Source organism: Castellaniella sp., from assembly GCF_034674885.1.
Classification (GTDB): Bacteria; Pseudomonadota; Gammaproteobacteria; order Burkholderiales; family Burkholderiaceae_B; genus Castellaniella.
Map to the genome: position 1 here is coordinate 1 of NZ_JAUCDS010000045.1, position 12,529 is coordinate 12,529.

The following is a 12,529-nucleotide window of genomic DNA, read 5'->3' on the forward strand; positions in this document are numbered from 1 at the left end:
TCGGATGGTCCGCACCCACCCATGAAAAAAGCTCCTTCGGGAGCTTTTTTCATGGGCTCCGATCCGACGCTGGAAAATCCGCCCGGCCATCGCGCAGGGCCTGGATCAGCAACTGAGGGGTCGCCCAGATATGCGCTTCCAGCGCCAGAGCAGCGCGCGCCTCCTGGCCGGAAAAAGCATAACGGTAGATTTCTTCATGTTCGGCATGCACATCACGATGACGATCCCGCAAGCCGATGGCATAGCTGCGATAGCGTTCTCCATGACGGGCAAGCAAGCGCAGGACACGGGTCGTCCACTCCGATCCATGGCCGGCCAGCAATGCCTCATGGAACTGCATGTTGGCCTCTTCCCAGGCAGGCCGGGTTTCCCCTGTGATCGGTGTCTCCAGGGAAGAAAGCGCTTGGAAGGCCTGTTCAAGCCGCTCTCGCCACACCTGGTCTCCATGGCGAATGGACAGGCGCAAGGCCTCGATTTCAATCTGGACCCGCAAGCGAGTCAGATCCTTTAGGTCGTTCAAGGACATCGGAGCCACGCGAAAACCACGTTGTCCCTCGGCGGTGACCAGCGCATCGCTGACCAGCCGGGTGAGCGCCTCACGCAGCGTACCGGCGCCGACACCGTACTGCTCGCGCAAATGCTCGATCCGCAACTTGCTTCCCGAGACCAGGTGCCCTTCGACGATATCGCGACGCAGCCGCGCATAGGTCAGCTCCGTCAAGGTGCGGGCCTGGTTGCCCTGCACATCATTGCCCACGCCAGAAACCAGACGTCCCAGCGCATGCTCGGCGGATGAAAAAGGTCGTTTTGCCATTGCGGATCCTGCCCACTATTTTTGTGCCTTCTGGGCACGCTGCGTCAGTCGATAGCTCAACTGGGCCCGTGTCAGGCCAATACTGCGCGCGGCGGCCGACACGCTGCCACGCGCCCGCGCCACGGCTTCATGCAGCAGGCTGTCTTCCAGCGCTTCGAGCGACAGCCCCTTCGACCGCATCGCATCCAGTATCAAAGCCGTCAGATCCGGCGGCGCCTCGGGCCGGATATCCAGCTGCCCGCTGGCATCGACCTTGGCCATCGTCGAAGCACCATCATCACCCGCATTGGGAAACAGAACGGAAGCGTCGATCTGCCTGCCTGGCGGCGTCAGGATCAGGCCGCGTTCGATGAGATTTTCCAGTTCCCGCACGTTGCCCGGCCAGCCATAAGTCCGCAAGGCCACCAAAGCCCGGTCGCTCAAGCCGACCACTCGTTTTCCATGGCGCAACATGACTCGCTGCAATAGATGGCGCGCCAGCGGCTCGATATCCTCCGGACGTTCACGCAAAGCGGGAATGCGGATGGGGTAAACATTCAACCGATACAGCAAGTCGGCGCGAAACCGCCCTTCGGCGACAGCCAGCTCAAGATCAACATTGGTTGCCGCAATGACACGCACATCCACACGCCTGGTCTCGTGCCCCCCCAGGCGCTCGATCTCCCCCGACTGCAGAAATCGCAGCAATTTTGCCTGAGCCTGCAAAGGCAGATCTCCCAGCTCATCGAGCAGCAAGGTCCCTCCGTTGGCCCTCTCGAAACGCCCGAGCCGAGCCGAGCTCGCTCCGGTATAAGCGCCCTTTTCCGATCCGAACAGTTCACTTTCAATGAGCTCCGCCGGCAAGGCTGCGCAATTGATGGCGACGAACGGCTTATCCGCGCGCGGACTCATGGCATGCAATGCCCGGGCGAATCGTTCTTTTCCAACCCCCGTTTCCCCGGTCAGCAAAACGCTCACGGACGTCGGTGCCGCATGGCGCAGCAAAGTCACGGTTTCCTGAAAGGCCGGGCTTTGCCCGATCAGCAGGCCCTGGTCGTCGCTGACAGGATTCTCATTGCGAAAGGCCTCGACCTGCGAATGCAGCTGTTCGAGGCGTTCGAGCATGGAATCTTCCTCGTAATCCCTGAGCAGTTGGCCAGCGTCCGGCCACTCGTCGAGAAACCGCCCCTCGATCTCGCAATGCGGAGCGCCGCAAGCCGCGCACCGGATCTCGCGGAACAGCGCCCTGCGGCCGAAGAACTGGCTGGTGTATCCGGATGCATAGCCCAACAGCATCCAGCAGACGGGCTGCTCGGCCGGACCCGTTTCCTCACGAGCATGCGCATGCGCTTCCCAACTGTCGTCCCAGCGCACTCGACACAACAAATGCCCTTTCGACAGGTCGACATCGAACCGCAGAAGCGAAACCCGGACCGCACCCTCCAGCATATGCAATTGGGGGCCGACCGAAAAGGCATCAAGCAGCGAAGCATCGGGACGCACCCGACGCGCCAGGGCCGCATCCCGGCTGCCAGCCGCATAGCCCGCGCGCATCAGGAGCCGGCGGGCATGCAGGGGCCCGACGAAAGCAATCATCTCATGGCGTATGGCCTGCAACGAGGCGAGATGCAGCAACACCATCCGCTGTTCTCCCAACCAGATGAGGCCATCTTCAGTCGAGAAACGCACCAGGCGGCGGATATCGCGGTTCGATGGCATGGATAACGGAGTCATGGCTATTAGATTATCGATAATGATTGAATCAAAACAATCTTATGTCATGACCGATCGATTTGACAGAAAAAAATTAGATCTCAGAAAAAATTCATCAAATGATCAAAATCCATCTCTTTGAACCGCATCATTTCAGCAAATTCCTTCCCATATAGTGCTCACGCCTCTCTTCAATCACCCAGAACCAAGAGACATGGATCATTGAAATAACAAGCAATTGATCATGGTAAACCCTAATTTTATCGACAATATTGTGGTTCCGAGGAAAGTTGGCATGCCGTTTGCATGTAGGGAGTCAAGCGCCAGCAAAGGAGCACATATGTCCAGCCTCAGCCTCATCAGCGATTTACGACCAGCCACTGCGGAAGACATGGCGCGACGCAGCGTGCATGTCCTATCCCGGCGGGCCAACGGTTTCGTGGAATTCGAATTCTCCATCGGCTGGCCCGAGCTGAGCGTCGAACTCATGCTGCCGGAAGCGGACTTCCAGGCCTTCTGCAAGACCCACTCGATCCAGAACATGACGACAACAGGAGACCAGATTCATGAACATTGATCTGCAAGCACGACAGATACAGCCCCTGCGCCATACTTTTGCGCGCGTGGCCACCTATACAGGAGACGGCAAGCCCGCATCGCGCTACCAGGAAGCCACGCTGGGGGCGCAACCCACGCACAACTTCCATTACCGCCCCACCTGGGAACCGGAGTTCGAACTGTTCGATCCGGCTCGCACCGCCATCCGGATGGCCGACTGGAACGTGCTGCGTGACCCGCGCCAGTACTACTACGCTACCTGGACCATGACCCGAGCCCGCCAACAGGAGGCGGTGGAAGCCAACTACAAATTTGTCCAGTCACGCGATCTGATCGCCAGGATGCCGTCTACCACCCAAGACCTGGCCTGCCAGGTCCTGATGCCGCTGCGACACGTGGCTTGGGCAGGCAACATGAACAACAGCCAGATCTGCGCGCGCGGCTATGGAGCACCGCTGACTGCGCCGGCGCTGATGCATGCGCTGGATCATCTGAGCATCGCCCAATACCTGACCCGCCTGGGCCTAGTACTGGGCGAGCCCGAGGTTCTGAATGCCGGCAAGCAGGACTGGATGGACGCCCCCGGCTGGCAGGCCCTGCGCAGGCACGTCGAGGACACGCTCGTCATCCAGGATCCTCTGCACCTGATGGTGGCGCAGAACCTGGCACTGGACGGTTTGCTGTACCCCCTGATCTACACCCATTTCGTCGATGACCACCTGACCCTGAAAGGCGGCAGCGCCGTCGCCATGCTCTGTTCCTTCATGACGGAATGGCATCTCGAATCCTCCGCCTGGGTGGACGCCGTCCTGAAGACTTGCGCGGCTGAGAGCCAGGACAATGCCCGCCTGCTGGGCGCCTGGTACGGAGCCGGAATCCAGGCGGCGCAATCAGCGTTATCCCCGATCGCCAATCTGGCGTTGGGCGAAGACGGACCCGTGATCCTGCAATCCGTCCGGGAACAACTCGACGCCCGTGCGCAAAAGCTGGGTTTTCTGGACTGAGCGCAAGGAGCAGAAATGAACGCCCCCATCTCGAAAGTTTTCATCGCCTTCCAGGACAACGAGGAGTCCCGCCCCGTCGTGGACGCCATCCTAGCGGACAACCCGGCAGCCGATGCCACTTATCCCCCCGGCCTGGTGCGGATCGAAGCCCCGGGGCATCTGAGCATCCGCCGCTCCAGCATCGAAGCACAAACCGGCCAGGACTACGACCTGCAGCAAATCCACATCAATCTGGTCACGCTCTCGGGCAACGTCGACGAAAGCGATGACGAGTTCTCATTGACGTGGAACGGCTGAACCGATACGACAACACGGAGGCAAACGACATGGATACGACATCCGCCAATCGAAAAAAACTGGGACTGAAGGACCGTTACCGGGTCATGACCCGCGACCTTGCCTGGGAAACCAGCTATCAGCCCATGGACCGGGTCTTCCCCTACGACAAGTTCGAAGGAATCAAGATCCACGACTGGGACAAATGGGAAGATCCCTTTCGCATGACGATGGACGCCTACTGGAAATACCAGGGAGAAAAAGAAAAGAAGCTTTACGCCGTCATCGAGGCCTTTGCCCAGAACAACGGCCAGCTGGGCGTCAGCGATGCGCGCTATATCAACGCGCTGAAACTGTTCATGCAGGGCGTGACTCCGTTGGAATACTACGCTCACCGTGGCTTCGCCCATGCCGGCCGGCACCTGACAGGGGCTGGCGCGCGCGTGGCGGCGCAAATGCAGGCAATCGACGAATTGCGCCACTTCCAGACCGAAACTCACGCACTGTCGAACTACAACAAATACTTCAACGGCCTGCATAACGGCAGCCATTGGTTCGACCGGGTCTGGTATCTGTCGGTACCCAAGTCTTTCTTTGAAGACGCCCTGTCCTCGGGCCCCTTCGAATTCCTGACCGCGGTCAGTTTCTCCTTCGAGTATGTGCTGACCAACCTGCTGTTCGTGCCGTTCATGTCGGGCGCGGCGCATAACGGGGACATGTCCACCGTCACATTCGGCTTCTCCGCCCAAAGCGACGAGTCCCGTCACATGACGCTGGGCATCGAATGCATCAAGTTCATCCTGGAACAGGATCCGGGCAATGTCCCGATCGTGCAGCGATGGATCGACAAGTGGTTCTGGCGCGGTTTTCGCGTTCTGACCCTGGTCGCCATGATGCAGGACTACATGCTGCCCAAGCGCGTGATGAGCTGGCGCGAAGCCTGGGAAATGTATGCCGAGGAGAACGGCGGCGCCCTGTTCCGGGATCTCGCCCGCTACGGCATCCGCGAACCCAAGGGCTGGAAGGCAGCCTGCGCCGTCAAGGACGACCTGAGCCATCAGGCCTGGAACACTTTCTACAACTACACCCATGCGGCCGCCTTCCATACCTGGATTCCGGAGGAAAGCGAAATGCAATGGCTGGCTGAAAAATACCCCAGCTTCAACGAACGCTACCGTCCCCGCCTGGAATATCTGCGCGCGGAGCAGAAAGCGGGCCGCCGGTTCTACAACAACACCTTGCCCATGCTCTGCACGACGTGCCAGATCCCCATGGTGTTCACCGAACCGGACGATCCGACCAAGATCTGCTACCGCGAAAGCACCTACCTGGGGGACGCCTATCATTTCTGCAGCGACGGCTGCAAGGACATCTTCGACCACGAGCCCGAAAAATTCGTCCAGTCCTGGCTGCCAGTGCACCAGATATACCAAGGGCATTGCTTCAAACCGGATGCCGACCCGGGCGCTCCCGGCTTCAATCCGCTGGAGGCCGTGCTGGATTGGTACGAACTGGAAAAAGGCAGCGACAACATGGAATTCGAAGGCTCGCCGGACCAGCAGAATTTTGCGGCCTGGCGCGGCCAGGCAGACAACGCCATCGCCAACGCCCCCGAAACCTCCCCGGAAGGAGCCGCAGCATGAGCGTCCAGGCCATTTCCCATTATGAATTTCCGGCGGCCGACCGCCGGGAAAACTTCCCCAGCCCCTTGCTCTACATCGGCTGGGAAGACCATCTGCTGTTCTGCTCGCCCGTGACCCTGCCCCTGCCGGCCGAGATGCCGTTCGGCGACCTGATCCACCAGGTGCTGCCAGGGGTCTACGGCCAGCATCCGGATTTCTCCCGCATCGACTGGAACACCGTCGAGTGGAAGCGTTCGGGACAGGAGTGGCATCCGGACCTCGCCCTCTCGCTGCAAGAAAACGGCCTGGGCCACAAGTCGGTCATCCGCTTTCGCACTCCCGGCCTGAACGGCATTGAAGGCTCTTGCAGCTGAACCCGCCACCGGAGCGAGAACATGAGCTATCAACTGACGCTTGAACCTCTGGGAACGACCATCGATGTCAAGGCGGACCAGACTCTGCTGGATGCCGCCTTGCGTCAAGGCGTTTACATTCCGCATGCCTGTGGTCACGGCCTGTGCGGCACCTGCAAGGTGCAGGTGCTGGAAGGGATGGTCGACCATGGGGCGGCCAACCCCTTCGCGCTGATGGAGATGGAACGTGAGGACGGCATGACGCTGGCCTGTTGCGCCACGCTGGAATCGGACGCCACGATCGAAGCTGACTTCGACGACGATCCCGACGTGGAAATCATCCCGGTGAAGGACTTCCAGGCGACCTGCACCCGCATCGAAACGCTCACGCCGACGATCAAGGCGCTCCATTTCACACTCGACCAGCCGATTCGCTACCAGGCTGGCCAGTACGTCATGGTGGAGATTCCCGGACTGGAGCAGCGGCGCGCCTTCTCCATCGCCACCCCGCCCGACGCCTCGGGCCACGCCCAGGAGATCGAACTGAATGTCCGCCGGGTCAAGGGCGGAGCGGGGACGCACTGGCTGCACGAGCGGCTCAGGGCCGGAGACCCCTTGACGATATCCGGACCCTACGGCCGGTTCTTCGTGCGCAAGTCGGCTCATCAGCCCATGATCTTCATGGCCGGAGGATCGGGACTGTCGAGCCCACGCGCCATGATCCTGGAATTGCTGGCTTCGGACAGGCGGGATCCCATCACCCTGATCTATGGACAACGCAGCCAGGACGAGCTGTATTACGACGCCGAGTTTCGCGCGCTGGCGCAACGGCACCCGAACTTCACCTACATTCCGGCCCTCTCGGACGCGCACGGCAGTACCGGCTGGCCGGGGGCGCAGGGCTTCGTTCACGAAGTCGCCGGAGAATACTTCGATCACGTCTTTGCCGGACACAAGGCGTATCTGTGCGGTCCCCCGGCCATGATCGAGGCCTGCATCGAAACCCTGATGCGCGGCCGTCTGTTCGAACAGGATATCTATACCGAGAAATTCCTTTCGGCGGCGGATTCCGATCGGGCGCGCAGCCCCCTGTTCAAGCGTGTGTGAAGGAGCCCGGCATGTCCGTTCCAGATCAAGGCGTCGAGATCGAGATCATCCAGACTGGGGAGCGTTTCTGTTGCCGCCCCAGGGAAAGTCTGCTCGACGGCATGCTGAGGCTAGGCCGGCGCGGCATCCCCAGCGGCTGCACCAACGGCGGCTGCGGGGTCTGCAAGGTCCGGATCATTGAAGGCGACGTGCGGGCACTGGGCCCGATCAGCGCCGCACATGTGAGCGCCGACGAACAGACTCAAGGCTACACCCTGGCCTGCCGGGCGGCCCCTGTCAGCCCCGTGCGCCTTCAGGTCTGCCAGCGGCTGAGCAAGCCTTTTTCTCTGAAAAAAGTTTCAAACGATACCCCTTGAGGGAACCCATGAAAGGAGACAGAAGATGAACGTATTACGGATTGGTCACGTCAAGTTGCGTGTGATGGACATGCCCGAGGCGGTGGAGCACTATGAAAAAACCCTGGGCATGTACAAGGTCCACGAGGACGAACAGGGGGATGTCTATCTGAAGTGCTGGGATGAATGGGACAAGTACTCCGTCATCCTCACGCCTTCGGATCGGGCCGGCATGGACCATGTGGCCTTCAAGGTACGCCAGGACAGCGACCTCGACACCTTGCATGAACGCATTGAAGCCTGGGGGATCGGCACCCGTTGGCTGCCCGAGAATACGCTGCCCGACACAGGCCGCATCCTGGCCTTCAAGCTGCCCAGCGGACACGACATGTACCTATACGCCCACAAGGCACTGGTCGGCACGCAGGTCGGCACCATCAACCCCGACCCCTGGCCCGACAACGTACGCGGCGCCGGCGCGCACTGGCTGGACCACTGCCTCCTGATGTGCGAACTCAACCCCGAAACCGGCGTCAACACCGTCGCGGAGAACACCCGCTTCATGGTGGAATGCCTGGGCTTCTTCCTGACGGAGCAGGTCATGGTCGGCCCCGAAGGGGCCATCCAGGCAGCCACCTGGTTATCTTGCTCGACCACCCCGCACGACATCGCGTTTGTCGGCGGCCCCACTTCTGGCTTCCACCATATGGCCTTCTTCCTGGATTCCTGGCACGACGTGCTCAAGGCAGCCGATGTCATGGCCAAACGCAAGGTGCGCATCGACGTGGCGCCTACACGACACGGGATCACACGCGGCGAGACGATCTATTTCTTCGACCCCAGCGGCAATCGCAACGAAACGTTTGCCGGCCTTGGCTATCTGGCACAGCCGGACCGTCCGGTAACCACCTGGAGCGAGGATCGTCTCGGGTCGGGGATCTTCTACCACACGGGCGAGCTCGTCGCCTCGTTCACCGACGTCTATACCTGACCCATGCTCGCCGCCCGCCTCCTCTCAAGAGTCGGGCGGCGACCACGCCCCCCCTACTTCCAGGAATCCGAGCCATGAGCGCTTCTCCTTCCGACGCGCCGCCCCTTGCCCTGGGCCAGGCCCAGGCAATCGTCCGGACCGACGCCGCCTTGCGGATCATCCAGGCCGCCGTGGCATATGCCCAGGCCCGCCAGATCGCCGTGAACATTTCAGTAGTCGATTCGGCCGGCTTGCCCGCCGCCTTCATCCGCATGCCTGGCGCTCCACTGCACTCGATCGACATCGCTCACGACAAGGCCTATACCGCGGCCAGCTTCGGTCTGGCGACCCGCGAGTGGCCGGACGCCTTGAGGAATCACTCGGCGGCGGTGCGCGACGGACTGCTGCGACGCCCCCGTTTCATCGCCTTTGGCGGCGGCTTGCCCATCGTGGAACAGGGCCTGCGCCTGGGAGGAATCGGCGTATCCGGCGGTTCGGAAGAGGAAGACGAAGCCATTGCGCGTGCAGGCCTTCAAGCAGCCTGGCTCGACCGACCGGAATCCGGCGAATCAACACCACACCACTTGGAAGAAACTCCATGAAAGAAGTCAAGAATTTCATCAACGGCGTCTACGAGACCTCCTCACGCCAGTTCGACAAGACGTCGCCACTGACGGGCGAAGTCATCGCGCGGGTGCATGAAGCCGATCGGGCTCAGGTCAACGCGGCCGTGCTATCGGCGAAAGCCGCATTGAACGGCCCCTGGGGCGCCCTGTCGGTCGATGAGCGGGTGGAGAAACTCTACGCGGTGGTTGATGGCATCAATGCCCGATTCGACGCCTTCCTGGAGGCCGAATGCGCGGATACGGGCAAACCACGCAGCCTGGCCAGCCGCATTGACATTCCGCGCGGCGCGGCCAATTTCCGCATTTTTGCCGACATCATCAAGAACGAAGCCACCCAGGCCTTCCAGATGAACACGCCCGACGGAGCAGGCGCCCTGAACTATGCCGACCGCAGTCCGGTCGGCGTCATCGGCGTGGTGTGCCCCTGGAACCTTCCGCTGCTCCTCATGACCTGGAAGGTGGGCCCCGCCCTGGCCTGCGGAAACACCGTCGTCGTCAAACCGTCCGAAGAATCACCACAGACCGCGGCACTGCTGGGCGAAGTGATGAACGAAGCCGGTATTCCTCCAGGCGTCTACAACGTCGTGCATGGCTTCGGCCCTGATTCGGCGGGAGAATTCCTCACCACGCACCCAGGGGTCTCGGCCATCACCTTCACCGGCGAAACACGCACGGGCGAAGCCATCATGAAAGCCGCCGCCAAAGGGGCCCGGCCAGTCAGCATGGAGATGGGCGGCAAGAACGCCGCCATCATCTTCGCCGATGCCGATTTCGATGCCGCCATCGAAGGGACTGTGCGTTCAGCCTTCTCCAACTGCGGCCAGGTCTGCCTGGGAACCGAGCGCGTCTACGTCGAACGCCCCTTGTTCGAACGCTTCGTCGTCGCCATGAAGGATCGCGCCCAGGCCATGAAAATCGGCGTGCCGGAAGATGCGGACACCGACATGGGCCCGCTGATCAGCCAGGAACATCAGAAGAAGGTCCTGAGCTACTACCGCCTGGCCGTGGAAGAAGGAGCCACCGTCGTGACAGGCGGCGGCATCCCGGACCTGGATCCCAAGTATGGGGGCGGATCCTGGATTCAGCCCACCATCTGGACCGGTTTGCCCGAGCACGCCAGGGTCATCAAAGAAGAGATTTTCGGCCCATGCTGCCACATCGCTCCCTTCGATACCGAAGAAGAGGTGCTGGCCATGGCCAATGACAATGAATACGGCCTGTGCACGGCCATCTGGACCCGGGATCTGGCCCGGGCGCACCGGGTGGCGCACCGGATGCAAGTGGGACTGGCCTGGGTCAACAGCTGGTTCCTGCGCGACCTGCGCACTCCGTTCGGGGGGGCCAAGCAATCCGGCATCGGCCGTGAAGGCGGCGTGCATTCATTGGAGTTCTATACGGAGTTGAAAAATGTCTGCATCAAGCTCTGAAATCGCCGCAGACGCCACCAACCCTGAAATCGGCATCACGATCGAAGCCGACGGAATGCGGACCAACGTGCACGATCAGGGCACCGGAGATCCGCTGCTTCTGATCCACGGCTCGGGCCCCGGTGTTTCCGCGTGGGCAAACTGGCGCACCGTGATCCCGGCGCTCTCTCGACAGGCGCGGGTCATCGCGCCGGACATGGCGGGTTTCGGTTATAGCGAAAGTCCCGACTCTTCCCTGATCTGCGGCGATGCCGGCCGTCTACCCGCAATCTGGGTTCGCCAGGCGTTGGGCGTGCTCGACACCCTGGGAATCGAGCGCGCCGATGTGGTCGGGAACTCCTTCGGTGGCGCCCTGGCCCTGGCCCTGGCCATCCGGCACCCCGACCGGGTGCGCCGTCTCGTGCTCATGGGTAGCGTGGGAGTCTCTTTTCCCCTGACGCCCGCACTGGACAAGATCTGGGGATACACACCGTCGCTGGAGAACATGCTCGAACTGCTGGACATCTTTGCCTACGACCGATCGCTGGTGACGGACGAACTCGCGCATCTGCGCTACCAGGCCAGCATCCGGCCCGGCGTGCAGGAGGCCTATGCCACGCTCTTTCCGGCGCCCCGCCAACGATGGATCGACGCGCTGGCCAGCGACGAAGCGTCGATCCGCCAATTGCCCCATCAGACCCTGATCCTGCACGGACGGGAGGACACCGTGATTCCGCTGGCGGTTTCGCAGCAGCTGGCGCACTGGATCCCGCGTTCGCAACTGCACGTTTTCGGCCAGTGCGGGCACTGGACGCAGATCGAGCATGGCACCCGCTTCGTCCGCCTGGTGAGCGATTTTCTGCACGAGGAGGCAGACGCATGAAAACGATCTCGACCGAAACGCTCGGCCAAACGCTGTACCGGGCCTTGCGCGCGGGCCGGCCGATCCCGCCGCTTTCGAGCCAATACCCCGGGATGAGCATCCAGGATGCCTACGCCATCCAGCAGGCCATGCTGAGCCTGAGGCTGAATGATGGCGAACGGGTGATCGGCAAGAAGATCGGCGTGACCAGCCAGGCCGTGATGGACATGCTGGGTGTGCACCAGCCAGACTTCGGCTGGCTCACCGATGCCATGGTGCGCAGCGAAGGCGCGCCGATCGCCGCCGCCGAGCTGATCCAGCCCAAGGCGGAAGGCGAAATCGCCTTCATCCTCAAGCACTCGCTGAAAGGCCCCGGAATCACGGCAGCGGATGTCCTCGCCGGCACGGAAGGCGTCATGGCGTGCTTCGAGATCGTCGATTCGCGCATCGAAAACTGGCGCATCGGCATCCAGGACACCGTAGCCGACAACGCTTCCTGCGGCGTGTTCGTGCTGGGCGACCGGCTGGTGGATCCCCGTGACGTGGACCTGTCCACCTGCGGGATGGTTCTGGAAAAAAATGGTGAGGTGACGGCCACCGGGGCCGGTGCCGCCGCGCTGGGGCATCCCGCCAATGCCGTGGCCTGGCTGGCCAACACGCTGGGGGAACTGGGTATCGGCCTGGAAGCCGGAGAAATCGTTCTGTCGGGATCCCTGGCGGCGATGGTGCCCGTTGCCGCTGGCGACCAACTGCGAGTGACGATCGGAGACATCGGCAGCTGCTCGGTGCGCTTTCATTAAGCGCCACGGCCCGCCGCGACGCGAATCTATTCATCAACGGAGTCAAACAATGGAAAAGATCAGGTGTGCCTTGATCGGGTCGGGCAATATCGGCACCGACCTGT

At 61.6% G+C, this 12,529-nt stretch carries 14 protein-coding genes; 12 read left to right on the top strand and 2 right to left on the bottom strand.

What is annotated here, in order from left to right:
- Positions 1-49: 49 nt before the first annotated feature.
- The gene (locus tag VDP74_RS14970; protein ID WP_323000447.1) at positions 50-814 is read right to left on the bottom strand and encodes a GntR family transcriptional regulator; all 765 of its coding nucleotides are present in this window, start codon (positions 812-814) and stop codon (positions 50-52) included.
- Positions 815-829: 15 nt separating this feature from the next.
- Complete coding sequence (locus tag VDP74_RS14975) at positions 830-2,527, bottom strand: sigma 54-interacting transcriptional regulator (protein ID WP_323000448.1); 1,698 nt, start codon at positions 2,525-2,527, stop codon at positions 830-832.
- A 319-nt stretch (positions 2,528-2,846) separates the two neighbouring features.
- Between VDP74_RS14975 and VDP74_RS14980 the strand changes: the two genes are divergently transcribed.
- From VDP74_RS14980 to dmpE, 12 genes are all read left to right on the top strand, one after another.
- The gene (locus VDP74_RS14980; RefSeq protein WP_323000449.1) at positions 2,847-3,083 is read left to right on the top strand and encodes a phenol hydroxylase subunit; all 237 of its coding nucleotides are present in this window, start codon (positions 2,847-2,849) and stop codon (positions 3,081-3,083) included.
- On the top strand, positions 3,073-4,068 hold the full coding sequence (locus VDP74_RS14985; protein WP_323000450.1) for a phenol hydroxylase: 996 nt from the start codon (positions 3,073-3,075) through the stop codon (positions 4,066-4,068). Before VDP74_RS14980 ends, VDP74_RS14985 begins: the two co-directional genes overlap by 11 nt.
- A 27-nt stretch (positions 4,069-4,095) precedes the next feature.
- A complete protein-coding gene (locus VDP74_RS14990) occupies positions 4,096-4,365 on the top strand; it encodes an MmoB/DmpM family protein (RefSeq protein WP_323000460.1) in 270 nt (89 codons plus the stop codon).
- 29 nt (positions 4,366-4,394) lie between these two features.
- On the top strand, positions 4,395-5,987 hold the full coding sequence (locus tag VDP74_RS14995; RefSeq protein ID WP_323000451.1) for an aromatic/alkene/methane monooxygenase hydroxylase/oxygenase subunit alpha: 1,593 nt from the start codon (positions 4,395-4,397) through the stop codon (positions 5,985-5,987).
- Positions 5,984-6,340, top strand: a complete 357-nt coding sequence (locus VDP74_RS15000) for a phenol hydroxylase subunit P4 (protein WP_323000452.1) — start codon at positions 5,984-5,986, stop codon at positions 6,338-6,340. The genes VDP74_RS14995 and VDP74_RS15000 overlap by 4 nt, the downstream gene beginning before the upstream one ends.
- Before the next feature lie 21 nt (positions 6,341-6,361).
- The gene (locus VDP74_RS15005) at positions 6,362-7,426 is read left to right on the top strand and encodes a 2Fe-2S iron-sulfur cluster binding domain-containing protein (RefSeq protein ID WP_323000453.1); all 1,065 of its coding nucleotides are present in this window, start codon (positions 6,362-6,364) and stop codon (positions 7,424-7,426) included.
- Between the two features lie 11 nt (positions 7,427-7,437).
- Positions 7,438-7,782, top strand: coding sequence for a 2Fe-2S iron-sulfur cluster-binding protein (locus VDP74_RS15010; RefSeq protein ID WP_323000454.1), 345 nt, complete (start codon positions 7,438-7,440; stop codon positions 7,780-7,782).
- A gap of 25 nt (positions 7,783-7,807) precedes the next feature.
- Positions 7,808-8,752: a catechol 2,3-dioxygenase gene (locus tag VDP74_RS15015; RefSeq protein WP_323000455.1), complete on the top strand. Its 945-nt coding sequence runs from the start codon at positions 7,808-7,810 to the stop codon at positions 8,750-8,752.
- 74 nt (positions 8,753-8,826) lie between these two features.
- A complete protein-coding gene (locus VDP74_RS15020) occupies positions 8,827-9,333 on the top strand; it encodes a heme-binding protein (protein ID WP_323000456.1) in 507 nt (168 codons plus the stop codon).
- Positions 9,330-10,784 carry a 2-hydroxymuconic semialdehyde dehydrogenase gene (locus VDP74_RS15025; protein ID WP_323000457.1) on the top strand — a complete coding sequence of 485 codons (1,455 nt, stop codon included), beginning with the start codon at positions 9,330-9,332 and terminating at the stop codon, positions 10,782-10,784. The genes VDP74_RS15020 and VDP74_RS15025 overlap by 4 nt, the downstream gene beginning before the upstream one ends.
- Positions 10,765-11,646, top strand: a complete 882-nt coding sequence (locus tag VDP74_RS15030) for an alpha/beta hydrolase (RefSeq protein ID WP_323000458.1) — start codon at positions 10,765-10,767, stop codon at positions 11,644-11,646. The genes VDP74_RS15025 and VDP74_RS15030 overlap by 20 nt, the downstream gene beginning before the upstream one ends.
- Positions 11,643-12,425, top strand: coding sequence for a 2-oxopent-4-enoate hydratase (gene dmpE, locus VDP74_RS15035; RefSeq protein WP_323000459.1), 783 nt, complete (start codon positions 11,643-11,645; stop codon positions 12,423-12,425). Before VDP74_RS15030 ends, dmpE begins: the two co-directional genes overlap by 4 nt.
- Positions 12,426-12,529: the final 104 nt, after the last annotated feature.